The sequence below is a fragment of the Burkholderiales bacterium genome, assembly GCA_035518095.1.
Lineage (GTDB): Bacteria > Pseudomonadota > Gammaproteobacteria > Burkholderiales > JAHFRG01 > JAHFRG01.
This window is the reverse complement of sequence record DATIXX010000041.1, coordinates 144,856-171,216: the sequence shown is the minus strand read 5'-3', so window position 1 is coordinate 171,216 and position 26,361 is coordinate 144,856. Positions and strand designations below refer to the sequence as shown.

The following is a 26,361-nucleotide window of genomic DNA, read 5'->3' as shown; positions in this document are numbered from 1 at the left end:
CAGGTCGTGTCGCTCGCGATGATTAATATGAAATTGCCCCGAAGCGACGTATCTGCCGCGGCGCTGATTGATCATCCATCCGGCTTTCTTACGCTTTCCTCCAGCAATCAGCACTTCACGGTACCGGGAATCAGCGGATTCATTTCCTTTAGGGAACAGGGGCGCCATCTGATTGCACTGGGTGGAGTCCAGGCGCTCGAGTCACAGCAGGGGGTTTTGCTCGATCATTTACTCGAGTTTGCGTCTAGCCGTCGGCGTCACGTGCTTGTTGTTCAATTGCGCGCTGAGCAGGTCCCGCTGTTTCGCGATCGCGGATTCTCGATCAACCAGCTGGGTACCAGCTTCGGCCTTTCGCTTGCAAACTTCACGCTCCGCGGCACCAGAAAAATGCAGCTTCGTAACAAAATCAGTCATGCCCGAACCTCTGGCCTGAAGGTCGTTGAGTTTGGCGTGGATTGGCCCCGTAACCCAGCGTCGTACGCCGAGTTGCATGCAGTCAGTGGCGCGTGGCTGCGGGCCAAGCGCAAGAAGGAGCTTGATTTCATGATTGGCGAAATCGGTCAGCCAGAGGACCGGCGGCGGCGGATTTTCGCGGCGGTAGATCCGTCTGAACGGTGCGTGGCATTCATTACCTACGTTCCCTCGTGGGGACGCACGCCGGGGTACCTGCACGATTTAAGTCGCCGGCTACCTTCCGCGACGCCCGGTGCCCTAGAGCTCTGTAATGCACGGGCGATCGAGGTCATGATCGGTGAGCGCGTGCCGTATCTGCATTTTGGCTTCACGCCCTTCGTAGTGGGAGGCCCTGAGTTTCCGGGTGCGAACCGCTTGGCCGCCTGGGCAATGCCACTAATGTACCGATATGGGAGTGCCATCTATCCGGCGGCGAGCCAGGCGCACTATAAGCTCAAGTGGACGCCGGACATTATTGAGCGCGAATACCTGGCCGCCAGTCCGTTATCGGTGCGCGCGGTCTTTGATCTTCTCCTTCTGACTCGATCTCTATAAGCTGCGATGACCACCGAGTACAAACCGCGCGCGATGGTCATCGTCAATCCGGCGTCTGCCGGCGGCGCCACCCGCCGACGTTGGGAGCGTATAGCCCGATCGATTCGAAACGCAATTGGTCCCTTCGAGCACGCCTTCACGAACGGACCGTTGCACGCGACTAGACTCGCCAACCGCGCGCTTCGGGACGGCTTTGAGATGATTGTGGCTGTAGGCGGGGATGGCACCTTAAACGAGGTCGCGTGCGGCTTCTTTGAGGATGGTCGTGCAGTAGCGCCCGCGGCGGTTCTGGGTATTGTCGCACAAGGCACAGGCTGCGACTTTGCCAGGACTCTCGGCGCACCCGGCCTTGATGAGGCCTGCGCGCAACTGCGTGGCGGCGAGAGCCGGCCCATTGATGTCGGTCACGCCAGTTTCATCGATCACGATGGAAAGACTGTGGAGAGAGTCTTTCTCAACGTTGCCTCGTTTGGCTGTAGCGGACGAGTCGCCCGCGTGATGAGCCCAGCGCTCAAGCGCACGAGCGGTTCATTGGCTTTTGTCCTGGCAACACTCCGGAGCTTGCTCGTCTATCGCGATCAAACGGTCTCAATACAATTTGACGACGAATTGGCACACGAATTTTCAATTACCAACTGCGCTTTTTGCAACGGACGGTATTTCGGTGGCGGCATGAACGTAGCCCCGCAGGCCCTCATCGATGACGGGAAATTTGATGTGACACTATGGACAGGTTTCGGTCTGCTGGATTTTATCCGCAAGCAACGGTCCCTATACAGCGGCGCCCATATCCAGGAAGCGGGCACCCAAGTCTTCCGAGCCAGCCAGGCGCGCGCCACCAGCCCTTCTCATGTGCTGCTGGAACTCGACGGCGAAAGTGTTGGCCGCTTGCCCGCCCGACTAAGACTTCTCCCGCAGTCGCTACGGGTAAAGATGAAATGAGTCTCCGCAGTCCCACGCAGCGTTGCAGTCGCAAGGAAGTCAAGCTTATGGCGGCACATTTCCATAATGCACACGCCGCCCGGAAATCAAGATGATCGAATCCCCTATTTGGGGCGAGATTTCGCGCGTGCAATACCAGAGTTGCCCGCAGGGAAGCATTCGCGTCGACGTCGCCATTGTGGGCGGCGGTGTCACGGGGCTGTCGACCGCTTATCACCTGCTGTTACGTTATCCGACTCTGCGCGTAGTCGTATTAGAGGCCGCGAACGTGGGTTCCGGTGCCTCGTGTCGCAGCACAGGGATGTTGGGACCCGGGGTGGGTCAGAACCTGCTTGGATTGATCAGGCGCCATGGCAATCTCGGCGCAGAGGCCCTCTATAGAGAGACGCTGCGCGCCGTGGCAATGGTGCGCGACCTTGTCGCGACAGAGCATATCGATTGCGACCTGTTTTTGACTGGACAGATTCATTGGGCGCGTTCCACCGCCGGTCGCCGGCGCCTTTCTGCCGAGGCGGACTGGCTTAACGCCCGCGGATTCTACGTTGAGTTGCTGGATGACAACAGCCTGGCGGAACATATACGCCTGCCTGTCACAACGGGCAATCGAAATGGCGGGCCAGCGGCGCTTCGGCTGCGCGTCGCGGGGATCGTGCACCCCGGAAAGCTGATCGCCGGAATGGCCAAGGCAGCGATAGATCGCGGCGCTTGCATTTATGAACACAGCCCGGTGTCCGCTTTGACCGGCTATGCAGACGACGGCAAGGTGCGCGTGTCGCTGGCGAGTGGCGGAGAAGTGCTTGCCGACCAAGCGGTCCTCGCCACGGCCGGCTACACGTCTAATCTAGGGTGGCTTCGCCGCCGCATTATACCGCTGCAATTGCAGGCGCTCGCTACCGAGCCGATCCCTTCCACCTTGCTGGCAAACATTGGTTGGTCTGGTCGCGAAGGCATCGTGGAGGCGCGCCGAATATTCAATTACTTTCGCTTATCGAGCAACAATTGCCTCATTTTCGGTGGCGGCGCGCCACGGTCCTGCCTCGACCCAAGCGCCGGCATCGAAAGTATTCCGGCCAGCGCACTGACAGATCTGCGGCACCGTCTCTTTTCAACTTTTCCAGATCTGGCATGCGAAGGAATCCGAATCTCGCATGGCTGGACCGGCACCATCGGCTATGTTTTGGATGGATTGCCGGCCATCGGCAGGTGTTCCGAAGCTCCAAGCATTGTGCACGCCGTCGGGTGGTGCGGACACGGTCTTGCTCTCGGCATAGCCGCGGGCGACTGGATTACCGACCTATTGGCTCGCAATGACGTCGCCACCGCGTGTGACCTCGGGCTTGCCTGGTTTCGCGACGATCCGCCCCAGTTACCGTGCCGGCCGCTGCATAGCCTCGCGGTCCGAGCGGCAGTCGCCGCTCTGCGAGTCATGGATTACATCGCATGAGCGCGTTGGTGTGGATGCAAAGACTCGTGACCAGCCCCCGCTGGCGCGTCACGGTACTGGTATTGGCCTTCGCAACTGCAGTTCCAGCGGGACGCGCGACTGTGGACCTGTACGCCAACCTGCGGTCTGATCTCGAAGCACTCCTGCCGGCCGATTCCCCGGCGGTTCGCGGTGCCCAGACGTTGCGTAAGCGTATGGAAGGCTCTCAGCATCTGGGAATCGTAATACGGGGCAGGAGTAGTGGCCCGCCGCTGGCGTTTGCGACCGAGTTGGGCGACCGCATTCGGGCGTACTCGGCAACGCGACCCGATCTCATACTCAGTGTCCGTACCGACGTGGGCGCCGAGCGGCGATTCGTACGTGAATATGGCTCACTTTATATTCCACTCAAAGATATTCGCCGGTTGAATGAGCAAATAGCCGCGCTAATTGCATTCCGGCAAAGTGGTGCGTTATCGCTGTTCCCTTCGCTTGAAACCGATGCGAATCCTGAAGCGGCCTTCTCGGTTCTGCGCGACCGCACCAAGAAACAGGATCCGTTTGCCGGTCGTTTTCCGGACGATCGTCTTGTTTCCAATGATGGCCGCGCAGCCGTTGTCCTGGTGTTTCTCGCGACAGCAGACACGGGTTTGGACAAGATCGAACCGATGTTCGAGCACATCAAACAGGAAGTCGCCTCTCTGGCCCCGGAAGCCCAAGGGCTACAAGTCGGCTACGCAGGAGACGTTGCCATTGCCGTGGAAGAACTTTCTGCATTGAAATCGGACATTGGTGTTTCTGCAGTATTGGTAATTCTCGGCATAGCAAGCGCGGTTGTTCTCTTCTTTAGATGGTGGGGCGCGCTTGTCTGCATTGCGTTTCCCCTCGCAATCGGCACGTCATGGGGGTTTGGCATCGCCTCCGTCTTCGTCAAGTCTCTGTGCAGCAGCACTGCATTTCTCGGATCTATCGTTGCTGGAAACGGCATTAATTCTGGCATCATTCTGACCGCTCGCTATACAGACGAACGTCGGCGCGGTGCCACTCCGGCGAATGCCGTCATGACGGCAGTACGTTGCACATGGCCAGCGACACTTGCAGCCGCGGTGGCGGCCGCAGTGGGTTATGCCTCGCTACTGACCACGACATTTCGCGGATTTAACGAGTTTGCTGTTATCGGCTCCGTGGGAATGTTGGCCTGTTGGTCCGCAACCTACCTGTTGCTGCCCATTATGCTTACCATCGTTGATCGCCGTCCCCAAGTCCCCGAGCGACCTCGCGGATTAGCAGCCTCCTCCGGCAGCTGGCTTAGACACCTGGTCGCATGCCATTCGCGTGCAATTCTTTTGGCGGGCGGGGTGCTACTGCTGGCAGCGTTGGTCGCTGCGTTTCAATTCAACGCTTCCCGCATCGAATACGACATGAGCAAGTTGCGTAGCCGTGAATCTGCGATACATGGTGAAGCCTACTGGTCGCGTCAAATGGACGCGGTGCTGGGTCGCAACTTCACAGCGGTTGCTGTTATGTCCAACACTAAAGCTAACGCCCAACTCATCGCCGCGCGTTTGCGGCAAGACGCACGTCACGAGCCATTATTAGCCATCACATCGCGCGTGATCACTCCGGACGACGTGCTGCCGCCAGATCGGGAACAACGTCGCCAGGAACTTCAAGCCATTGCCAAACAGCTGACCCCGGCAGTGCGTGCCGCGCTTCCCAGCGGCGCCAAGGAATCACTGGCCGCGCTGGTGAAGAACGCCGACGCACCGGTCTTCTCAGCCGCAGACCTGCCGGAGCTATTAGCGCTGGGGTTGCGGGAAAAGGACGGGCAGTTCGGTCGAACCTCCATCCTTTTACAGAGTTTAAACGGCTCGACGTGGAACGGGGCTCTGACGATACGCGCAGCGACCGCATTGCGGAATATCGCCGATACGGTAACTCCACCGGCGGAGATAGCCGGCGGCTTCTTCGTGTCTGCCGAAATTTTGGAGGCCCTTAATCGTGAGGCGTTACCTACAACTCTGGCCTCGTTCGCCGGCGTTGTCGTTGTCGTGTTAGCGCTGTTTCGAGCGCGCCGCCAAGCACTGCCTGTCCTGGTGTCGCTGCTCGCCGGTATCACGTTGCTCGCTGGTGCCGTTATCGCGCTTGATATACGGATCAACTTTCTAAACTTCATGGCGTTTCCGATTACTTTCGGCATTGGTGCTGAGTACGCCATCAATGTGCTGCAGCGATACCGCGAGAATCCTTCGGACGTGACTGCATTTGTGAGCAAGACCGGTGGCGCAGTAGCGCTCTGCTCTTTCACGACCATTCTCGGCTACGGATCGCTGCTTGCCGCGAGAAATCAAGCCCTCTTCTCCTTTGGGATGGTTGCGGTACTCGGAGAGATCATGTGCCTGCTTACCGCCGTGTTGCTTCTGCCTGCGGCGCTTGTCCATCGCTCACGTCCAGCGAAATCATAGAATGCACGTCCACGGCCGATTTGGAAGCCAGACTGCGTCCAATCCGACAGCGCGCGCTTGCACTAACATTATCTATCGGCTGGAATACGTCTTGTTGCGGGTTTCGAAAATTCTGGCTGGCGCACATGCGGCACACGGCAAAGGTGCTCCCGGCTTCGACTAGGTCCTCCGCGGTGCAGCATTTTCAATCAATTTTACTGTCCAGTCCCGCTTGCGCCATTTCTGCTGCGCGCAATACCGCCTTGGCCTTATTGCACGTTTCCTGCCATTCGCTGGCCGGCACCGAATCGGCAACGATGCCGGCGCCCGCCTGCACATATAAAGTCTGATTTTTAATAACAGCGGTGCGTATGGCAATGGCCAGGTCCATGTCACCGTTAAAACCAAGGTAACCCACGGCGCCGGCGTAGATGCCACGCTTGACGGGCTCCAGCTCGTCTATGATTTCCATGGATCGCACCTTGGGAGCACCGGTTACCGTACCTGCAGGAAAAGTCGCCTTGAAAACATCCATCGCACTGAGTCCAGCCTTAAGTTTGCCTTCGACATTGGAGACGATATGCATGACGTGCGAGTAGTTTTCAATCGTCATGTTTTCAGTAACGCGTACCGTACCCGTCTGCGCCACCCGCCCGACGTCATTGCGACCCAGATCCATAAGCATGAGGTGCTCGGCGCGTTCTTTAGGATCGGCGAGCAATTCCTGCGCAAGTTTTTCATCTTCGGCGCGCGATTCGCCGCGCGGTCGGGTGCCCGCAATAGGCCGTAGGGTGACTGTGCCCTGTTCTAGACGCACCAGGATTTCAGGAGAAGCGCCCACCACATGAAACTCGCCCAAGTCAAAGTAAAACATGTAGGGAGACGGATTGAGCGCGCGCAACGCGCGGTAAAGGGAAAGCGGCGAGGCATAGAATGGGTGGCTCATGCGTTGGCTCAGTACCACTTGCATGATGTCACCGTCGTATATATAGCGTTTGGCGCGCTCCACCGCCCGCATGAATGCGCCTTCCGTGAATTCAGTGCGCACCTGCGCCGGTCTGCCGTTCACCTGGTCCGGAATTAGCACGGGGCGGCGCAAGGCTTGCAGGAGTTCCTTCAGGCGCTGCTGTCCACGCGCGTAGGCGCCGCTCTCGCCGGGATCGGCAAACACGACCAGAAACAATTTACCGCTGAGATTATCCACCACCGCGAGCTGCTCCGAGAACAACAAGAGAATGTCCGGGGTATCCAATGCATCGGGCTTAACTGTTGCCGCGAGTTTTGACTCGACAAGGCGCACGGCATCGTAGGCAAAATAGCCGACCAATCCCCCACAAAAACGCGGAAGCCCCGGCAACCAAGCCGCTTTAATGCGTTTTTGCACGTCCTGAATCGCCGCCAACGGGTCAGGTGATTCGATTTTTTGCAGCAGCTTGTCGCCGCGATATTCACTGAGCAATTTCCCGCGCACTTCGATACGGCGATCCGCCGCAAGTCCGATAAACGAATAGCGACCGAAACGTTCGCCGCCGACCACGGATTCCAGCAAATAGGAATACGGCAGATTGGCGAGCTTGAGATAGACCGACAGGGGGGTATCGAGATCGGCGAAAGTTTCCAGCACCAGCGGCACGCGGTTGAAACCCTGTGCAGTGTAGGCCTTGAATTCGGTTTCAGTCATGAACCACTCCGGAAAAAAGTAAAAAACGAAAAGATGGAAAAGCGCGTTTCAGCGCCACAAAGCAATGCGCCACGAACGCCAGGCGCGCGCGGTCTCCATCGCCCATCTTCTAATTTCCGTGAAGTTCACGTCTTGATCCAGGGTTCTGTTTGTAACAGTTTTGCGGCTTCGTGCAGGGTCGCTACTATAGCATCACAATCCAGTTCATGCACGCCCAGACCCTGGTTATAGCCGTAGGGCACACAAAAGATGCGGCACCCCGCAGCACGCGCGGCTTGCATGTCAAGTGACGAGTCACCGATTAATAGCAGCTCCGCGGGCTCGATCCCAAAATACTTGCACGCGTGCTGCAACGGCAGCGGATCGGGTTTTTTCTTCGGCAAGCTGTCGCCGCAAATCAGCAGATCGAAAAAATCCAAAAGCCCGGTCGCGCGCAGAAGCGGCCATGCGAAACGCTCGGCTTTGTTGGTCACGCAAGTCAGATGCAGGCCTAGTGCGCGCATCGTTTTGAGGCCTTCCATTACCCCCGGAAACGGGCGTGTGTGATTAAGCATTCCCGTTGCGTAATGTTTTTCGTAAATCGGGACCGCACGTTCGAGAACTTGCAAGTCGGGTTCATCCGCAAGACTTGCCGCGAGCGTGCGTTTCACCAAATTGGTGATTCCACCGCCGATAAAGCCTTTTATTTTATTTTCGCCCAGTACCGGAAGTTCGAGCTCGCGCAACATGGCGTTCGCCGCAGCAGCCAGGTCGGCAGCGGTTTCAAGAAGCGTGCCGTCGAGATCGAACGCCACCGCTTTCACCAGCAACGGGAAATCCTTGACGCTTGAGCCTCGCGGGAATACTTCATTTCTGCACTACTCAAATCTTGGCAAGCTCCGCGCGCATCGCGCCGATGGTAGCCTGGTAATCCTTGGCCCCGAATATGCCCGAACCCGAAACAAAGGTATCTGCGCCGGCGCGCGCGATTTGCGCGATGTTGTTCACTTTTACCCCACCATCCACTTCCAGCCAGATATCGCGCTTGCTTTCATCGATCATCCTCCTCACGCGTTGCAGCTTTTTGAGCGCCTCAGGGATAAACTTCTGCCCGCCAAAGCCTGGGTTCACCGACATGATGAGCACCAGATCAAGCTTGTCCAGCACGTAGTCAAGGTAATCCAGGGGCGTTGCTGGGTTGAATACCAGTCCCGCTTTGCACCCATGTTCCTTGATAAACCCGATGGTGCGGTCAATGTGTTCGGTGGCTTCCGGATGGAAGGAAATTATGTCGGCCCCCGCCTTGGCGAAATCGGGAATGATGCGGTCTACGGGCTTAATCATCAGGTGCGCGTCAATAGGCACCGTGGTAAGCGGGCGCAGCGCCTCGCACACCAGCGGCCCAATGGTAAGATTCGGTACATAATGATTGTCCATCACATCGAAATGAATCAGGTCGGCTCCGGCAGCAATCACGCTAATTACTTCTTCGCCAAGGTTCGCGAAGTTCGCGGAAAGTATGCTGGGAGCGATTCGATACATGTAACCTGTCGTGCGCCAAGCCAAAAATGCATTTTACCTCTTATCCATAGGCTCATACAGGTAGTTTCTTCCTGTCACTTGGCATAAAATGGTCGCATGGGAAACAGCAAAAAATACGAAATCACAGTTTCCGCGCGTACTAATTTCATTCCGGAACAATCCGACGTTGAGAACGGGCGATTTGTTTTCGCTTACACCATCACGATCACCAATACCGGCAACGTTGGAGCGCAACTTATCAGCAGACACTGGATCATCACTGACTCGGAAAACCGGATACAGGAAGTGCGTGGACTTGGCGTCGTCGGCGAGCAGCCGTTTTTGAAGCCCAACGAGAGTTTCGAATACACCAGCGGTGCAGCTATCGCCACTCAGGTCGGGACGATGAGCGGGAGTTACCAAATGGTCGCCGAGGACGGCGTAAGCTTTAATGCACCCATTCCCGAATTCGCATTGAGTATTCCACGCGTCTTGCATTAATTCGTATTGCTACGGTACGGCTTCACGCTGCTCGCGCCGTTCCACGACGCGGTAACCGGGCGCGTTGCGAAAAAATAACGAACGCCGCCAGCAAAGCCGATCGCCGGATTAACGCTCGTCGTCCTTGCTGCCTCCGCCCGGCCAAGTCCACTATAGGATAAGAATAAGAACTAGAAGCGGTGTACCCGCCTCTAATAGCAACCGGTCTATTTATCATTTGTTATACTTCATTAAAGTTAGCTTATTACTTCAACCAACAAACTGATGCAACGCCAAATAGGAATTTGTCTGCTCGCAGCAGGAGTAATGCTGACCGCGTGTACCACTTTGCAAAAACCCCCGCCACCGGTTGTCGTTCCTCCAGCCGCCGTTATACCTCCTATACCGCCTGCTCCCAAGCTTGAGGCGAGCAGTTGGGATGCAATGCCCGGCTGGACGGACGACAATCTGGCGCAAAGTTGGGATGCGTTTCTGCAAAGCTGCAGCGTGCTGGTAAACCAGACGCCTTGGCAGCCGGTGTGCTTGACCGCAGAATTTTACGAACACAAGGATAACCAAAGCCTGCGCCTCTTTTTCGAAACGAATTTCACCCCTTACCAAGTGGTAAACGCCGATGGCAGCGACCAAGGTTTGGTTACCGGCTATTACGAGCCGCTGCTGCATGGGAGCCGGACGCCGTCGAAACGATTCCGATATCCAATTTACGGTGTGCCAGACGACTTGCTGGTAGTGGACATGAGCGATGTCTACCCGGAACTCAAAAACCTGCGCCTGCGTGGCCGGATCGTCGGGAAAAAAGTAGTTCCATATTACAGCCGCGCTGAAATCGAGGAAGGCGAGCCGGCGCTTAAAGGACGCGAACTGCTATGGGTGGATGACCCGGTAGAACTGTTCTTTCTGCAAATCCAAGGATCGGGCCGGATTAAGCTGGATACGGGAGAAACCCTTCATATAGGTTACGCGGAGCAAAACGGCTATCCCTATAAATCCATCGGCAGAATGTTGGTGGAGCGCGGCGAACTGCCGCTGGAAAAGGCCTCGATGCAGGGAATCAAAAACTGGGCTATCCAAAACCCGGAGCGACTGACCATGCTTTTAAACGAGAATCCCAGTTATGTGTTTTTCAGGATATTGCCGAACGATCTGCCCGGGCCGATCGGCTCCTTGGGCGTACCGCTCACGGCAGGGCGCAGCTTGGCAATCGACCCGCGTGCAATCCCGCAAGGTTCGCCGGTTTACCTTGCCACCACCTGGCCTAACAGTGATAAGCCGTTAAACCGCTTGATGATGGCACAGGACAGAGGCGGTGCCATTAACGGCGGCGTGCGCGCTGATTTTTTCTGGGGTTTTGGGGAAGACGCCGCTAATCAGGCGGGTAAAATGAAACAACCTGGCAGGATGTGGGTTTTGCTGCCGAAGGACTACGACCTCAAACCCAATTAGCCAGCTTAATCTGCACTGAAATGATTCAGCATCTGCTCCAACTGCGCGGCGGGAACTGCGCCCGGAATTACTTCGCCATCAGCAAATATCAGAGTCGGTGTGCCTTTAAAACCCTTGCTTTGCCCATATTCCACGATTTTCTCCACTGGCGTGTCGCAGTTCGGCTGAGCATCGGGCCCGACGCGTTTCAGCATGAAATCGTTCCAGGCCTTGACGCGATCTTGCGAGCACCAGATCGCCTTGGCTTTTTGCGTCGCACCCGGATGCAGGGATTCAATCGGATAGAGGAAAGTGTAAATAGTCACGTCGGTGACATTTGTCATGCTGTGTTCCAGCCTTTGGCAAAAAGGGCATAAAGGGTCCGAAAAAATCGCGAGCTTGCGCTTGCCGTTCCCTTTTACAATCTTGATGGCCATGTCCAGTGGCAGCGAATCAAACTTGATTGCGTTGAGCTTTCTCATGCGTTCTGCTGACAGGTTTTCGAGGGTTTTCCCATCGTATATGCTGCCGAGGATGAAATAATCGAGTTTATCGTCGGTGTAGAACAGCTCCTTGTCGATGTACACTTCGTAAAGGCCAAAGTAAGGCGTCTTCGTCACGCTCTCGATTTTGGATTGCGGAAATTTATCCTGCACTGCCTTCCTTACTGACGTCTCATCAGCCGCTGCTGTACCGGCAAAACATAGCAGCGCGAGCAGCACGCAGGTTTTCCGCAACATTCGCATATTCAGCATGATAGGTTCTGTAGAACGGAGCTTAAGCAATTCGACCATCTAATTCAAGGCACGTTGCACTAAAACGCCTTTTATTTTTGGCGCGCCGTTGGTCAGCCTCAAGCCGAAATTGCGCAAGCCGGAGAGCCAAGGATTGCTAAAAAGGCGCTGTAGCCCGTGCGTGGTGAGCTGCATTGCCAGGATATCCTCTCGTCGCGCCCGTTGATAACGCCGCAGCAAATGGTAGTCGCCGCAATCCGGTTGCGCGCCGCGGTGCAATAGCGTTTCGCCCAGCACGCGCGCGTCCTGAAAACCGAGATTGACGCCCTGACCGGCAAGCGGATGCACAACATGGGCTGCATCTCCAATCAGTGCCACGCGAGGGCTGACCAGGCGCTCGACTCGCAGCAACTTCAGCGGGAATCCGGCGCGTGGCGTGATGACGTGCAGATCACCCAGTATGCGGCCTCCGGCTTGCGCGACCTCATCGCAGAATTGTTCTTGTTTCATTGCCAGCAGCCTTTGTGCATGTTCTTCGCCGGTAGACCATACGATTGAAATGCGTTTATCGGCGAGGGGTAGATAGGCCAGCACTCCGTCCTGCCGGAACCATTGTGAGGCCACATTACGATGTGGTTTTTCAGCCTCAAAATTTGCTACCACGGCGAGCTGTCGATATGGGTGCAGCGTTGCGTTTATGCCGGCTTGCTCGCGCACCAAGGAATCGCCGCCATCGGCGCCCACCAGAAGTTTTGAATCTATGCGCGATCCATCTTTAAGGCGCAGCGAAACCTGTCCGGCTCCCCATTCGACCGCTTCATAATCTCTGGGACACATCAGAGTTAAATTTTGCTGGGACCCGAGCTGCCGCCACATCACCTGTTGCAACAGTCGGTTTTCCGCGGTGAAGGCAAGTTCGGGCAAGCCACAATCATAAGCACTGAAGTCAAGTCGCGACGATCCGTCATCTCCATACACCCGCATTTCGGTTATCGGCGTAATCCGGGCGTGGTCGAGGAGCGGCCACACCCCGCAATCACCAAGAAATGCGGCCGTTCCGGGACTCAACGCATAAATCCGGTTATCCCAGTCGGGCTGGTCGCCGCAAGCGGGTTCGTGCGTTTCAAGCAGCGCGAGTCGCAGGCCGCTATTCTTTAAAGATAACGCGAAGCTCGCGCCTACCAAGCCAGCGCCCGCAATAACTACATCGAACAAAGAGTTTCGCCTCCGAAGTCAGACGCTATATATATAAGGTCAAACTGCATGTTATCATGAGTCTCCGCAGCGCTCTTGGGTTCACTAACGCAACGCTCTTGGATTCACCGACGTTTCACAAGCCTTTATTAATCTTGACAAATTGCAACCCGGACTAAGAAAATACTTGGTTTCAGTCTGGCGAATTAGCTCAGTGGTTAGAGCAGAGGAATCATAATCCTTTGGTCCGGGGTTCAAATCCCTGATTCGCCACCAATTACCATGAATCAATGCCTTTGGCACTGAAAGTTCGGTCCGATTGATAGCAAAACGAGCGTTCTATAGAATCTTGCTTGGCGCAGCTTTATTGCTTGCATTCCAGCTTTGCGCTTTAGCCGGACGCCTCCTGCCTCAGAACGGTGTTTTGGGCGAACTTACCGCGAGCAGCTATCCCTATGTGATTATTGGAGACAAAAAGCTTCATCTTGCTCCGGGCTCGCTGATTTTCGATCAAAATAACCGCATCATTTTACCCAATTACCTGCCGCGTAAAGCCACCGTGCTTTATAGCGTCGACAGTAACGGAGATCTTCACGAGATGTGGATATTGACGCCCGAAGAAGTCGCGAATTTGAATAAATAAGGCAACGGCGTGGCAAAAAAACTTTATATCAAAACCTTCGGCTGCCAGATGAACGAGTATGACTCCGCGAAAATGGCGGAGATACTGCTTGCAACGCAAGGCCTGGAAACAACCCCGCAACCGGAAAATGCGGATGTGATTCTTCTTAATACGTGCTCAGTGCGCGAAAAGGCGCAGGAAAAGGTGTTTCACTACCTGGGGCGCTGGAAGCATCTTAAACAGCGCAATCCGGAACTGCTGATCGGGGTCGGCGGCTGTGTTGCTAGCCAGGAGGGCGCTGCAATCGTCAGACGCGCGCCCTATGTGGATGTGGTGTTCGGCCCTCAGACGTTGCACCGCCTTCCGCGGTTGCTGGACGAACGGCGCTTGACCGGCAAGCCGCAGATCGACATTTCGTTTCCTGAAATCGAGAAATTTGATCATTTGCCGGCCGCCAGGACTGAGGGGCCACGCGCTTTTGTTTCCATTATGGAAGGTTGCAGTAAATATTGCAGTTTCTGTGTCGTGCCCTACACTCGCGGCGAAGAAGTATCGCGTCCGTTTGACGACGTGCTTGCGGAAGTGGCGGAGCTGGCTGTGCACGGTGTTAAAGAAATCACGCTCTTAGGGCAGAATGTAAATGCGTACCGCGGTATGATGAGCGACGGTGAAATCGCCGATTTAGCGCTTCTGCTGGAATATCTCGCTGAAATCCCGGGAATCGAACGCCTGCGCTATACCACCTCGCACCCGCTGGAATTCACCCAACGGCTGATCCACGCCTACGGCAGGATTGCCAAGCTGGCGAGTCACGTGCATCTGCCGGTGCAAACCGGATCAGATCGCATCCTCGCGGCAATGAAGCGCGGCTACACGGTGCTCGAATACAAATCCATCGTCCGCAGACTGCGCAAAGTGCGCCCGCAGATTTCTCTATCATCGGATTTCATTGTGGGTTTTCCCGGCGAGACCGAAGACGACTTCACCGCCACTTTGAAGCTGGTGGATGAAGTGGGTTTTGATTCCAGTTTCAGCTTTGCCTACAGCCCGCGTCCCGGTACGCCGGCAGCAGAATTGCCGGAGCAGGTGGCGGAGGAAACAAAGCTTGCGCGCTTGGCGCGTTTGCAGGAAAAAATTGAGGCCTTGGCACAGGCGAATAGCCGCAGCATGGTCGGCACGACGCAGCGTGTGCTGGTCGATGGGCACTCGAAGAAAAATCAGCATGAGTTGTCCGGCCGCACTGAGAATAACCGTGTGGTCAATTTTGCGGGTCAGCACAGCTTGATCGGAAGTTTTGCGGATGTCACCATCACCGCGGCACTGCGTCATTCGCTGCGCGGCGATGTTGTTGTAAATTAAACGTTGAAATCGCAGTCCGTCACAATCTCTTTTACCCCGGTGGACAATCAGCGCCTGTCCAACCTGTGCGGGACGCTGGACGAAAACTTGAAGCAGATTGAAGCGGCGCTGGACGTGAGCATTGCAAGGCACGGCGAAAATTTCTCGCTACACGGCAACCCGAAACAAACGCGTCTTGCGGCCGAAGCACTGCAGAGTTTTTACGGCAAAGCGACGCAAAACCTCTCCCTTGAGGAAGTCCAGCTTGGGCTGATCGAAGTAACCAACCCAAACATCGCCCTAGCTCGGAACGAAGAGGTGCCCGTGCTGCTTACCCGGCGTCAGGATTTGCATGGCAGAACTCCGCGGCAAGTCCAGTATTTGCGCCAGATGCAGGAATACGATATCACTTTTAGTATCGGCCCGGCAGGAACCGGCAAAACCTTCCTGGCGGTCGCTTCCGCGGCAGACGCATTAGAGCGCGATACGGTAAAGCGCATTGTTCTGGTGCGCCCTGCAGTCGAAGCCGGCGAACGCCTTGGGTTTCTGCCTGGCGACATGGCTCAAAAAGTGGACCCGTATCTGCGACCGCTGTACGACGCGCTCTATGACCTTATGGGATTCGAAAAAGTCGGCAAGCTGTTTGAGCGCGGAGCCATCGAAATCGCACCTTTGGCCTACATGCGCGGGCGCACGCTTAATCACTCATTTATCATTCTCGACGAAGCGCAGAATACCACCCCCGAGCAGATGAAAATGTTTCTGACCCGGATTGGCTTCGGCACCAAGGCCGTGATTACCGGGGACGTCACGCAAATTGATCTGGGGCGCGGGCAGAAAAGCGGGTTGGTGGAAGCGCGACAGGTTCTCGAAAAGGTGCGCGGGATCGCGTTTACTTTTTTCCTGTCCGAGGACGTGGTGCGGCATCCGCTTGTCCAAAAGATCGTCAACGCCTACGAGGAACACGAAAAAAAGAACGAATGAAGGCAAAATCCAAAAACGATCTCGATCTGGCGGTGCAATATGCGGTGCGCGGTGATAACCTTCCCAGCCGGCGGCAATTGCGCAAATGGACCCTAGCGGCACTCAAGCAACCGGCGCAAATCACCCTGCGCATTGTCGGCGAAAAAGAAGGCCGGGCGCTCAACCGGGATTTCCTCGGCAGGGATTACGCGACCGACGTATTGACCTTTACCTACGCCGCCCGGCGGCCGCTTTCAGGCGATATCGCACTGTGCGCGCCGGTGGTTAAGCGCGCGGCGCGCGAGCATGGCGTCAGCGTGAAAGCGCGCTACGCACATCTTGTAGTGCACGGTGTACTGCACCTGCAAGGCTATGACCATCATCGTAAAACCGAGGCGCAGAGAATGGAAAAAATGGAGGCACAAATCATCTCCGGACTGGGATTTCCCGATCCCTATGGGCGGCAGGATTGAGACGTTAGCGGTGCTGGCATGAACGAAGTCACAAAACCGAAATTGCTTGAGCGCCTCGGCGCGCTCCTGATGCGCGAGCCGGAAGACCGGCAGCAGCTGGTTGAGCTGCTGCGTTCTGCATACGAACGTAACCTGCTGGATGCCGACGCACTCTCCATGATAGAGGGCGTCATGCAGGTCTCGGAAATGCAAGTGCGCGACATCATGATTCCGCGCTCGCAGATGGACATCATAGATATCAGCGATCCCCCCGAGAAATTTATCCCGTTCGTAATTGAAACCGCCCACTCCCGGTTCCCGGTCATCGGTGAAAACAAGGACGATGTCGTCGGTATTCTGCTCGCCAAGGATTTGCTGCGCTATTATGCGGAAAAGGAATTCAACGTACGCGAGATGTTGCGGCCGGCAGTGTTTGTCCCCGAATCCAAACGCCTAAACGTTCTGCTTAAGGATTTCCGAAGCAACCGTAACCACATCGCCATCGTCGCGGATGAATACGGTGGTGTTGCGGGGCTGGTAACGATTGAAGATGTGTTGGAGCAGATCGTCGGCGAAATCGAGGATGAGTACGACTTTGACGAGACCGAGGACAACATTATCCAGGAGCGAAGCGGCCGCTTCCGCGTCAAGGCGGTGACCGAGATCGCCGATTTCAACGCCGCCCTCGGATCCAAGCTTAGTGACGAAGAACACGATACCATTGGTGGCCTGGTGATTAGCCGTTTTGGCCGCCTGCCAAAACGCGGCGACCATATCAACATAGACAACCTAGACTTTCGGGTGCTGCGCGCCGACAGCCGCAGGATTCATTACCTGTTGGTGCAAAAGCTGAGCGCTGCCACATCCAACCCTGCCGCGACCAAGGACTAAGCGTTGAATTTCCAGCTTCCCCAGTCTGTGCCCGGGAAAGCAATTGTCGGATTCGCATTGGGCGCAGTTGGGGTTTTGGGGTTTGCGCCTTTTTATCTGTTTCCGCTCCCGGTAGTCTCGCTGGCACTGCTTCTTTATTTATGGAAAGAACAGAACCAGCGCTTGGCCGCGTTCGTCGTTGGGTTCTCCTTCGGCTTGGGTGTTTTCGGGTTCGGTACCAGCTGGGTCTATATCAGTCTGCATGATTACGGCGCCCTGCCAGTTTGGCTCGCAGCAATCGCGACCTTTTTATTTTGCGCCATTCTCGCTCTATATACCGCTCTGGCCGGCGCATGTCTTGCTCCGATAAAGGCGTCGCCGGTGTCAAAGAATCTTTTGCTGTTTCCCGCAATCTGGGTATTGCTGGAATGGGTCCGGAGCTGGGCTTTTACCGGCTTTCCATGGCTCACCATGGGTTACTCCCAGGTTCCATCGAGCCCGCTTGCGGGCTATGCGCCTGTACTCGGTGTATTCGGGATATCGTATTTTTGCGCGCTGAGCGCTGGGTTACTTTACCTTATGGTCGCGGAACGCGCGCTCAGGAAAAGATCCGCATTATTGCTCGCTGCAATATGGCTCGCGGGTTTTGGTCTCAAGCAAGTCGAGTGGACGCAACCTAGCGGCGGCACACTTGAAGTAAGCCTGTTACAAGGCAATATTCCGCAAGAAATAAAATGGCGCGAGGACCAGCTGGTCGATACGCTGGAAACCTATCGCAGACTGGTCGACGAAAGCACCGGGCGCCTCATCGTCCTACCGGAAACAGCGTTCCCGCTGTTTTACCGTGATGTGCCCAAAATTTATCTGGAAAAGCTCGCAGCACATGCGAAGAAACTTGATGGCGATGTGTTGATCGGCTTGCCCGAGCGCACCGATGAGGACCATTACTACAACAGCGTACTGAGTTTTGGCAGTTCGCCCACGCAAACGTACCGAAAGTCACATTTGGTGCCGTTCGGCGAATTCATCCCGTTGCGTCCGGTTTTCGGCTGGCTGCTGGATGTGCTGCGAATCCCGCTGCTCGATTTTTCGCGGGGCAGCCCGGACCAGCGGCCGCTCAACGTGGCGGGCCAGAAAGTGGCGGTGAATATTTGCTACGAAGATGCCTTCGGTGAGGAGGTCATTCGCCAGTTGCCGCGAGCGACTCTGTTGGCCAACTTCAGCAACGATGCGTGGTTCGGGAGATCAATCGCGCCCCGGCAGCACTTGCAAATTTCGCAAACACGGGCTCTGGAGACCGGCCGCTACATGGTTCGTTCCACCAATACGGGGGTGACAGCGATAATTAATGCTCGAGGAAAAGTTTTGAGCCGATTGCCGCTGTTCACTACCGCAACGCTGCAAGGAGAGGTGCAGGGATATTCCGGTGCTACGCCATATGTGATTTGGGGTAATGATGCAGTGCTGCTAATCTGCGTGCTGGCAATTGCCTCGTATCTCTTGCGTTCGCGCCGTTTGCTTTCTCGAGCCCGTTAAAACCAGTAAAATCCGCTAACCGCGCGGGTTTTGCCTTGCATGATCACTTTCCAGCAAATCATCTTGAAGTTGCAGCAATACTGGGACAAACAGGGTTGTGTCCTATTGCAGCCTTATGATATGGAAGTCGGCGCCGGCACGTTCCACACCGCTACTTTTTTGCGAGCGATAGGGCCGGAGCCGTGGAAAGCTGCATATGTGCAGCCATCGCGCAGGCCCAAGGACGGCCGTTACGGCGATAATCCAAACCGTTTGCAGCATTACTACCAGTACCAAGTCGTTCTGAAACCCTCGCCCGATGATATCCAAGATGTCTATCTAAAATCGCTTGTGGCACTCGGCATTAATCCCAAAAAGAACGATGTCCGTTTCGTCGAGGACGATTGGGAGTCGCCTACGCTCGGTGCAGCGGGACTCGGCTGGGAAGTATGGCTCAACGGAATGGAGATTACGCAGTTCACTTACTTTCAGCAGGTCGGTGGACTCGATTGCAAGCCGGTGCTGGGCGAGCTCACCTATGGACTCGAGCGGCTCGCGATGCATCTCCAGGACAAGGAAAGCGTGTTCGATCTCATCTGGGTAGATGGCATTACTTACGGCAGCATCTACCACCAGAATGAAGTCGAGCAGTCAAAATACAACTTTGAACTCGCCAATACCGAGATGCTGTTCCAGCATTTCGGCCAGTTCGAGGCTGAAGCGAAACGGCTGATCGAGGCCCATTGCGTGCTCCCTGCGTATGAAATGATGCTCAAGTGCTCGCATGCCTTCAACTTGCTGGATGCGCGGGGCGCGATTTCGGTCACGGAGCGAGCAGCTTACATCGCCCGCGTTCGCGCACTCGCCCGTTTGGTGGCGCAAGCGTATTACGAATCGCGCGAGAAGCTCGGCTTCCCGATGCAGAAGCAGCCACAAGCGACGAAAAAGAGAGCCCGGGCTTAGACGATGCCAAAAAAGAGGGCAGTAAAAAATACCGGGGCGCAGAGTCTTCTGGTCGAGCTCTTCACCGAAGAGTTGCCGCCGAAGTCGCAGCAGCGATTAGCCGAGAAGTTTCGTGATGCACTTGCCGCGGGCCTAGAAGGGGTTAACCTGTTGCCTCGCCCATTTGTAGCTAACCCGCAATGCTTCGCGACGCCAAGACGTCTTGCAGTATTGATTAAAGGTGTGCTCAACCAGGCAAGTGATCTATCCGGCAAAACATCCGGTCCATTGGTAAGCGCCGGCGTGGAAGCAGCCAAAGGATTTGCGAGAAAATTGGGCGTTCCCGTCGATTTGTTGGAGAAGATTCCAACGTCGGATGGAGAAAAGTGGCTCGCAAGTTACATGAGAGCCGGTGCAGTGCTGGACGATGTCCTCGCACAAAAGGTTGAGGAAGCGCTGAAGGTGCTACCCGTTCAGAAGCTAATGCGCTGGGGCAATTGCGAAACGCTGTTCGCGCGTCCTATTCATGGACTGGTGATGATGCACGGCAGGCGCATTATCGGAGGCAAAATTTGGGGCCTTGAAAGCCGTAATTACACACTGGGACACCGTTTTCTGAGTAGTGGCAAAATTAAAATTCCCTGCGCCGATCAATACGAAGCCGTGCTTGAAGAAAAAGGTTCGGTAATCGCATCCTTCGCCAAGCGTAAAGAGCGCATTTGCGCCGAGTTGGAGAAGAAAGCTGCCGACGGAAAAACCGTCTCAGATGATGCACTGCTGGACGAGGTCACTGCGCTTGTTGAGTGGCCGGTGGTTTACTCAGGTGCCTTTGACAAGTCGTTTCTGGAATTGCCGCAGGAGTGCCTGGAGCTTTCCATGAAGCAGCACCAAAGGTATTTCCCGCTTGCAGACAAAGCGGGCAAGCTCTTGCCGCGCTTCTTGATGGTGAGTAATCTCCAGACCGCCAGTCCCGAAAATATCATTCATGGCAACGAGCGCGTCCTGAACGCGCGACTATCGGATGCGAAATTCTTTTATGACCAGGACCGAAAATCCCTGCTCGAGGAACGCGTGCCGCTTCTTGCTCAGGTCGTATACCACAGCAAGCTCGGCAGTCAACTCGAGCGGACCGAGCGGGTTCAGTTGATTGCCGGGCGGATCGCACGCGACCTCAAGACGGACGTGGCGCTCTCTGAACGCGCAGCCTGGCTGGCGAAGGCCGATCTGCTCACCGAAATGGTTGGCGAGTTTCCCGAACTGCAGGGCGTGATGGGGCGTTACTATGCATTGCACGACGGCGAGCCGAAAACGGTAGCGGATGCCATTGAAGCGCACTACCGGCCACGATTTGCCGGTGACAGATTGCCCGATGGCCTGGTGGCCTGCGCGGTCGCGCTTGCGGATAAACTCGATTCAATGGCGGGTCTGTTCGGCATTGATCAGGTTCCGACAGGAGAGAAAGATCCGTTTGGGTTGCGTCGGGCGGCACTTGGAGTAGTGCGGATATTGATTGAACGAGATCTCCCGCTTTCTTTGCAGGAATTAATCAATGCAGCTTTTGCGAGCTACAATGGGCGCGTTGGAGATGCGCACACTGACCTCCAATTATTCATCTTTGAACGCCTTGCGGGATACCTGAAGGAACGGGGGTATTCGCCGCTGGAAGTCGCGTCAGTCGTGGATCGGCATCAAGTTGCAATCAATCAGACTCTTCGAGTAATCGAGGCAGTGCACGCTTTTAATGCGCTGCCCGAAGCACAAAGCCTTGCTGCCGCAAACAAACGCGTGGTGAACATTCTCAAACAGGCCGGGGCTCGCGGCGAATCCTTCGCAAATGCCAAAGAGAGTTTGCTACAGGAACCTGCAGAGAAAGCGCTATTTGATGCGCTTAAAACTACATCGGAGCAAGCTGATTCGCTTTTCAAGCAAGGCGATTTCACTGGTTATTTGAAGACATTCGCGATTCTCAAATCTCCCGTGGACGCTTTTTTCGATCGCGTCATGGTAATGGTTGATTCACCCGAATTGCGGCACAATCGCCTTGCGCTACTTGCGGATCTTCGGGAGAAAATGAATCGCATCGCCGACATCTCTAAACTCGCCATTGAAAAATGAAACTTGTCATACTTGACCGCGACGGCGTTATCAATCACGACAGCGCCGGCTTTATTAAGAGTCCCGATGAGTGGAAGCCGATTCCCGGGAGCCTCGAGGCAATCGCGCGCCTTAATCAGTCTGATTATCATGTGGTGGTTTGCACCAACCAGTCCGGGATCGGACGCGGACTTTTTGACATGATTACGCTGAACGCAATCCACGACAAGATGCATAAGGCACTTATGCCGTACGGCGGCCGCATAGACGCAGTCTTTTTCTGTCCGCATGCGCAAGAAACCGGCTGCCCCTGTCGCAAACCTAAAACCGGGATGATGCAGGAGATCGGGCAGCGGTTTAATACGAATCTTGCCGGTATACCGTGTATTGGTGACGGGCTGCGTGATTTGCAGGCCGCGGCTGCAGTCGGTGCACAGCCGATCCTAGTCCTAACCGGCAAGGGAAAAAAGACCAGGGACTCTGGCGGTATGCCGGCGAATACACAGATATATTCCGATCTCGCGGAAGCGGCGCAGGCACTTACCGCCTGATCATGATCGTTCTGCGTTCGCTGTTGTTTGGGCTGATACAAGTACTCATCACCCCGATTTTCTACTGCATTGCGCTTTGCACGTTCCCTTTTAATCCTGTTACCCGTTATCGAGTCATCACATCCTGGTCCCGGATCGTTATTGTATTGTCGCGGGTAATTTGCGGCATCCGCTACCGCGTCAAGGGTATCGAGAATATTCCTAATAAACCTTGCATTATTATGTCCAAACATCAATCAGCGTGGGAAACGCTCGCATTTCAGGTGATTTTTCCGCCACAGGTGAATGTTATTAAAAAGGAGCTTTTGCGGGTCCCTTTTTTCGGCTGGGGGCTGGCCATGCTTTCGCCCATTGCCGTCGACCGCGGCGCTGGATCGCGGGCATTGAAGCAAATTGAGGAGCAGGGCATTGAGCGCCTCAAACAAGGTTTCTGGATCGTCGTTTTTCCGGAAGGGACGCGAATGGGCGCAGGCACCAAAGGCATATACCAGCCCGGCGGCGCGTGGCTTGCCGCCCGTAGTGGCGCAACAGTCCTGCCGGTAGCGCTCAACTCCGGTGAATTGTGGGGCAGAAACGCTTTTCTCAAACGTCCCGGCACCATCACGGTCAGCATCGGCAAGCCGATCAAGCCCGCCGGAATGAAAGCAGCCCAAATCAATGCCGAAGTAGAATCGTGGATTGAAAATGAAATGGCGCGCATTTCGTCCTCGTGACCAACTCCCGCTATGGTGCGTCTCACCTCGTTAATTCGTGGCACTCGTGTGTTAAGATTTCGTCTTTCCAAGCGCAACAGCACATTATGCGTTTCCGCTCATTGATATTATTTGTCGCATTGCTTTCGGGTTGCGGCTACAAAGGCGCGCTTTACCTTCCGGAGACACCGCCCGCTGCGCAGCCTCAACCGGCACCGCAGCCCCAGAAACCGCAGAAACAGGATTCAGACGAGCAGCAAGCGCCGCACTCTCAGTGACATACTTTTCTTATAAGAATAAAGAACTGCACGCCGAAGCCGTGGGCCTGGCGGACATCGCGACTGAATTCGGCACACCGTGTTACGTATACTCCAAGGCAGCGCTGATTTCCGCATTCAATGGCTTAAGCGAAGCGTTCAAGAAACGCGAGCACATGATATGCTACGCGGTCAAAGCTAATTCCAACCTCGCTGTACTCAACTTGTTTGCGCGCATGGGGAGTGGTTTCGATATCGTATCCGGCGGCGAGCTCAGGCGCGTCATGGCTGCACAGGGCGATCCGCGCAAAGTCGTATTTTCGGGCGTCGGTAAGAGTGCAGAGGAAATTCGTGCGGCACTCGAAGCAAATATTCTGTGCTTTAATGTCGAATCAGAAAGTGAGTTGATAAGACTGAACGAGGTCGCAGGGAAAATCGGGAAAAAGGCACCGTTTAGCCTGCGTATCAATCCGGACGTGGACCCCAGGACGCATCCGTATATTGCCACCGGACTCAAGGAAAATAAATTCGGGGTCGATTACGCCGACGCCCTTGCCTTGTACCGCAAGGCCGAATCCTTGACCCACCTTCAAGCATCCGGCATTGATTGCCATATTGGCTCGCAAATTACCGAGGTTGCCCCTTTTATAGATGCGCTCGACAGAATCCTTGCCCTGCTCGACAAACTCGAAAAAGCGGGGATCTCAATCAAGCACATTGATATCGGTGGCGGGCTCGGAATCCGCTACCATGACGAAACTCCGCCGAATTTCGCGGAATACGCCGCCGCGCTGTTGGCCAAGCTGGGAAAGCGTCAACAAAAAATCTTGATCGAGCCCGGTCGCGCTCTGGTCGGGCATGCGGGAGTGCTGCTTACCCGAGTTGAGTATCTCAAACACAACCGCGGCAAATATTTCGCGATCGTGGATGCCGCAATGAACGACTTGCAGCGTCCTGCATTGTACAACGCTTATCATGACATTCTTCCGGTCGCTCAGTCGTCCCGAATCCGGCGCACGTACGAAATTGCCGGGCCGGTGTGCGAAAGCGCCGACTTTATCGGACGCGGCCGCAAGCTCGGACTGGCTGAAGGCGACCTGCTGGCGGTAATGTCGGCCGGCGCATATGGCATGAGCATGAGCTCGAACTATAATTCCCGCCCGCGCGCTGCGGAAGTAATGGTCGATGATGACAAAACTTTCCTTATCCGCAGGCGAGAAACAGCGGATCAGCTTTTTTCAGCTGAGATGCTGCTTTCCTAGGCGCGCATTGTTGCAGGCGTGAGATTAATTCTTGAAAGCGCGCTAATGTGACTGAGAAAATCAATTCGAACGATATTTTGAAATCTCGCGACGGTAATAAAAATGAAAATAGTTAAAAAAAATGTTGTGTTTCTTTAAAAAAGTGGAATAGAATTGGTGCACCGAGCATTCGTTATCGTTCTCTTGCCAGGTTTTTCGAGAGAATTAGCAATTCACATGATATCGATGCTTTGGGAGTGCGGAAGAAATACTCCGCGCGTTAGAAACTAGAAAAAAACTTGAAAGGAGTCGCAAATGGCAGCCAAAAAGAAGGCAAAGAAGTCCAAAAAGAAAAAGATCTAACAAGAATATAAAATGAAATACAAGGCTGGTTTCTCGTAAATCAGCCTTTTTTCAAAGCAGGCGGTCATTATGGCCGCCTGAATTCTTTCCGGTTCCACACGTTGTCTCCCCAAATACTGATTTCCATACAGAGTCTGCCCGGCATGAGATCGCGCCACAAAGTGCGGCTTAAACCCCGCAATCCAGTTGTGCTTAACCCGCTGATGAGGAAAGGCGGGGCGCATGGGCTAAAAACTAAGCGGGCAAAACGAGCGATACAGAAGGAGCGGCTGAGAAAAGCACTGGCCGGAGAAATTAAAGGAAACTCTGATTAACTGCAACTCGGTTGTGACGGCGGCTTTCCGCCAGGTGATGCGCGACGCAAGGCGCAGCCAATGGTCACTCCCCTTGGCAATCCGATCGGCAAAGCGAACCGTCCGGAAATATCCTTGCCGCCGGGTTGCGCCATAATGTGGACGGCATAAACACACGTTCCGTAACGCTGCCTCAAAACGGCGTTAAGCGGGCCGCCCATGCGCCGCTACAATAAACAATCTCAAGCGCGATAGAAACCCGCGTATCACGGCGCGATGGAGCGGCCCGGGATCCCGTTGTTCACCAGCACCGGAAGTACACCAGGTCGCCGGCAGCGGCGAATTCAGCCGCCTTTCAATCTGGCGCAATGCTTGCAGAACAGGCCCTATCAAATCGGATTACGCGAAGCATCTCGGGACGAATTGCGGTCGTTATCGACCGATGCGCCGTTTAATCAACAACGCCGCCTGGCGATAGTCAGTCGGCTGGCGCCTTTTCGGGTCGATAAAGGGCGGGGAACGTCGTTTTCAAGTTTGAAAGCTTGGGAAGATCATTAATCATGATATACGGGCTATGCGGGTGGAGTGTCGCGTAATTTTGATGATAGTCTTCCGCAGGGTAGAACGCTGTAAAAGGATCAACTTTCGTCACAATGGGCTGCGAATAGATTTTCGCCTTTTGTAATTGGTCTATGTAGGCTAGTGCGATGCGTTGCTGGTCACTGTCAGTGTAAAAAATCGCCGACCGGTACTGGGTTCCCACGTCCGGTCCCTGACGGTCAAGTTGCGTCGGGTCATGGGCGACCGAAAAGTAAATTTTTAACAGCTCGCCGTAGGTTATTTGCGATGGATCATAATTAATCTTCACGGACTCAGCGTGTCCGGTTGTCCCCGTGCTGACCAATTCGTAATCCGGGTTCTTGGCCGTACCTCCCGAGTACCCCGAAGTCACGGCGGTGACGCCTTTTACGTGCTGGTACACCAACTGAATGCCCCAAAAGCATCCGCCGGCGAGTACGGCGGTCTGCTGGCCACTGGCATTCGCCAATGGGGCGTCGACCACAGGATTCGGCAGCTGGACCGCCAGAGCGTCCTTGCCCGCAATCCCGCAGGCGGAGAACCCCAGGACAGCAATCAAAATCGTAAGAGTTGAAACTCGGCGAACGAATAAGCTATTCATCATCCTGCCCTTTCAGAGTTATATCCCGCTGTCCCAAACAGCGGCCGGTAACTGGCGATGACGGTTAAAAACCATCGCTGCGATTCGCGTCCAATTTGACGCCACCATCCCCAAATTCCAATAAAGAATCGGACGACGA

Annotated in this window: 23 protein-coding genes and 1 tRNA gene; 18 read left to right on the top strand and 6 right to left on the bottom strand. The window is 55.2% G+C overall.

Annotated features, from left to right (window positions below):
- Window positions 1-27: 27 nt before the first annotated feature.
- The 4 genes from VLV32_08090 (at window position 28) to VLV32_08075 (ending at window position 5,838) form a co-directional block, all read left to right on the top strand.
- Window positions 28-1,008 carry a DUF2156 domain-containing protein gene (locus VLV32_08090; GenBank protein ID HUL41849.1) on the top strand — a complete coding sequence of 327 codons (981 nt, stop codon included), beginning with the start codon at window positions 28-30 and terminating at the stop codon, window positions 1,006-1,008.
- 6 nt (window positions 1,009-1,014) lie between these two features.
- Window positions 1,015-1,950, top strand: coding sequence for a diacylglycerol kinase family protein (locus tag VLV32_08085; protein HUL41848.1), 936 nt, complete (start codon window positions 1,015-1,017; stop codon window positions 1,948-1,950).
- 91 nt (window positions 1,951-2,041) lie between these two features.
- Window positions 2,042-3,394 (top strand): FAD-dependent oxidoreductase, encoded by a 1,353-nt coding sequence (locus VLV32_08080; protein ID HUL41847.1) that lies wholly within the window; start codon window positions 2,042-2,044, stop codon window positions 3,392-3,394.
- On the top strand, window positions 3,391-5,838 hold the full coding sequence (locus tag VLV32_08075; protein ID HUL41846.1) for an MMPL family transporter: 2,448 nt from the start codon (window positions 3,391-3,393) through the stop codon (window positions 5,836-5,838). The genes VLV32_08080 and VLV32_08075 overlap by 4 nt, the downstream gene beginning before the upstream one ends.
- A 184-nt stretch (window positions 5,839-6,022) precedes the next feature.
- Here VLV32_08075 and trpE read toward each other — a convergent pair whose 3' ends face one another.
- The 3 genes from trpE to rpe form a co-directional block, all read right to left on the bottom strand.
- Window positions 6,023-7,498, bottom strand: coding sequence for an anthranilate synthase component I (gene trpE, locus VLV32_08070; GenBank protein HUL41845.1), 1,476 nt, complete (start codon window positions 7,496-7,498; stop codon window positions 6,023-6,025).
- Between the two features lie 125 nt (window positions 7,499-7,623).
- Complete coding sequence (locus VLV32_08065; protein HUL41844.1) at window positions 7,624-8,301, bottom strand: phosphoglycolate phosphatase; 678 nt, start codon at window positions 8,299-8,301, stop codon at window positions 7,624-7,626.
- Window positions 8,302-8,359: 58 nt separating this feature from the next.
- On the bottom strand, window positions 8,360-9,019 hold the full coding sequence (rpe, locus tag VLV32_08060) for a ribulose-phosphate 3-epimerase (protein ID HUL41843.1): 660 nt from the start codon (window positions 9,017-9,019) through the stop codon (window positions 8,360-8,362).
- A 96-nt stretch (window positions 9,020-9,115) separates the two neighbouring features.
- Here rpe and apaG point away from each other — a divergent pair, with 96 nt between their 5' ends.
- Both apaG and VLV32_08050 read left to right on the top strand, forming a co-directional pair.
- Window positions 9,116-9,499, top strand: a complete 384-nt coding sequence (apaG, locus tag VLV32_08055; GenBank protein ID HUL41842.1) for a Co2+/Mg2+ efflux protein ApaG — start codon at window positions 9,116-9,118, stop codon at window positions 9,497-9,499.
- 306 nt (window positions 9,500-9,805) lie between these two features.
- Entirely contained in the window at window positions 9,806-10,942 is a 1,137-nt protein-coding gene (locus tag VLV32_08050) for a murein transglycosylase A (protein ID HUL41841.1), read from the top strand.
- Between the two features lie 5 nt (window positions 10,943-10,947).
- On the opposite strand, the gene VLV32_08045 is transcribed toward VLV32_08050, so the two are convergent.
- Window positions 10,948-11,676 carry a DsbC family protein gene (locus VLV32_08045; protein HUL41840.1) on the bottom strand — a complete coding sequence of 243 codons (729 nt, stop codon included), beginning with the start codon at window positions 11,674-11,676 and terminating at the stop codon, window positions 10,948-10,950.
- A 39-nt stretch (window positions 11,677-11,715) separates the two neighbouring features.
- The gene (locus VLV32_08040; GenBank protein ID HUL41839.1) at window positions 11,716-12,870 is read right to left on the bottom strand and encodes a UbiH/UbiF family hydroxylase; all 1,155 of its coding nucleotides are present in this window, start codon (window positions 12,868-12,870) and stop codon (window positions 11,716-11,718) included.
- A 179-nt stretch (window positions 12,871-13,049) separates the two neighbouring features.
- Here VLV32_08040 and VLV32_08035 point away from each other — a divergent pair.
- The 12 genes from VLV32_08035 (at window position 13,050) to lysA (ending at window position 24,407) form a co-directional block, all read left to right on the top strand.
- Window positions 13,050-13,125, top strand: a tRNA-Met gene (locus VLV32_08035).
- A gap of 73 nt (window positions 13,126-13,198) precedes the next feature.
- Complete coding sequence (locus VLV32_08030) at window positions 13,199-13,492, top strand: hypothetical protein (protein ID HUL41838.1); 294 nt, start codon at window positions 13,199-13,201, stop codon at window positions 13,490-13,492.
- Window positions 13,493-13,501: 9 nt separating this feature from the next.
- Window positions 13,502-14,830, top strand: a complete 1,329-nt coding sequence (gene miaB, locus VLV32_08025) for a tRNA (N6-isopentenyl adenosine(37)-C2)-methylthiotransferase MiaB (protein ID HUL41837.1) — start codon at window positions 13,502-13,504, stop codon at window positions 14,828-14,830.
- A 39-nt stretch (window positions 14,831-14,869) separates the two neighbouring features.
- Window positions 14,870-15,793, top strand: coding sequence for a PhoH family protein (locus tag VLV32_08020; protein HUL41836.1), 924 nt, complete (start codon window positions 14,870-14,872; stop codon window positions 15,791-15,793).
- A complete protein-coding gene (gene ybeY / locus VLV32_08015; GenBank protein ID HUL41835.1) occupies window positions 15,790-16,245 on the top strand; it encodes an rRNA maturation RNase YbeY in 456 nt (151 codons plus the stop codon). Before VLV32_08020 ends, ybeY begins: the two co-directional genes overlap by 4 nt.
- An 18-nt stretch (window positions 16,246-16,263) precedes the next feature.
- Window positions 16,264-17,115, top strand: a complete 852-nt coding sequence (locus VLV32_08010) for a transporter associated domain-containing protein (protein ID HUL41834.1) — start codon at window positions 16,264-16,266, stop codon at window positions 17,113-17,115.
- A 3-nt stretch (window positions 17,116-17,118) separates the two neighbouring features.
- Complete coding sequence (lnt, locus tag VLV32_08005; protein HUL41833.1) at window positions 17,119-18,630, top strand: apolipoprotein N-acyltransferase; 1,512 nt, start codon at window positions 17,119-17,121, stop codon at window positions 18,628-18,630.
- A 39-nt stretch (window positions 18,631-18,669) separates the two neighbouring features.
- Entirely contained in the window at window positions 18,670-19,572 is a 903-nt protein-coding gene (gene glyQ, locus VLV32_08000; GenBank protein ID HUL41832.1) for a glycine--tRNA ligase subunit alpha, read from the top strand.
- A 3-nt stretch (window positions 19,573-19,575) separates the two neighbouring features.
- On the top strand, window positions 19,576-21,666 hold the full coding sequence (gene glyS / locus VLV32_07995) for a glycine--tRNA ligase subunit beta (protein ID HUL41831.1): 2,091 nt from the start codon (window positions 19,576-19,578) through the stop codon (window positions 21,664-21,666).
- Window positions 21,663-22,196 carry a D-glycero-beta-D-manno-heptose 1,7-bisphosphate 7-phosphatase gene (gene gmhB, locus VLV32_07990; protein HUL41830.1) on the top strand — a complete coding sequence of 178 codons (534 nt, stop codon included), beginning with the start codon at window positions 21,663-21,665 and terminating at the stop codon, window positions 22,194-22,196. The genes glyS and gmhB overlap by 4 nt, the downstream gene beginning before the upstream one ends.
- Window positions 22,197-22,198: 2 nt before the next feature.
- Window positions 22,199-22,909, top strand: a complete 711-nt coding sequence (locus VLV32_07985; GenBank protein HUL41829.1) for a lysophospholipid acyltransferase family protein — start codon at window positions 22,199-22,201, stop codon at window positions 22,907-22,909.
- A 253-nt stretch (window positions 22,910-23,162) separates the two neighbouring features.
- Complete coding sequence (gene lysA / locus VLV32_07980) at window positions 23,163-24,407, top strand: diaminopimelate decarboxylase (GenBank protein HUL41828.1); 1,245 nt, start codon at window positions 23,163-23,165, stop codon at window positions 24,405-24,407.
- Window positions 24,408-25,520: 1,113 nt separating this feature from the next.
- Here the strand turns inward: lysA and msrA are convergent.
- Window positions 25,521-26,180: a peptide-methionine (S)-S-oxide reductase MsrA gene (gene msrA / locus VLV32_07975; GenBank protein ID HUL41827.1), complete on the bottom strand. Its 660-nt coding sequence runs from the start codon at window positions 26,178-26,180 to the stop codon at window positions 25,521-25,523.
- Window positions 26,181-26,361: the final 181 nt, after the last annotated feature.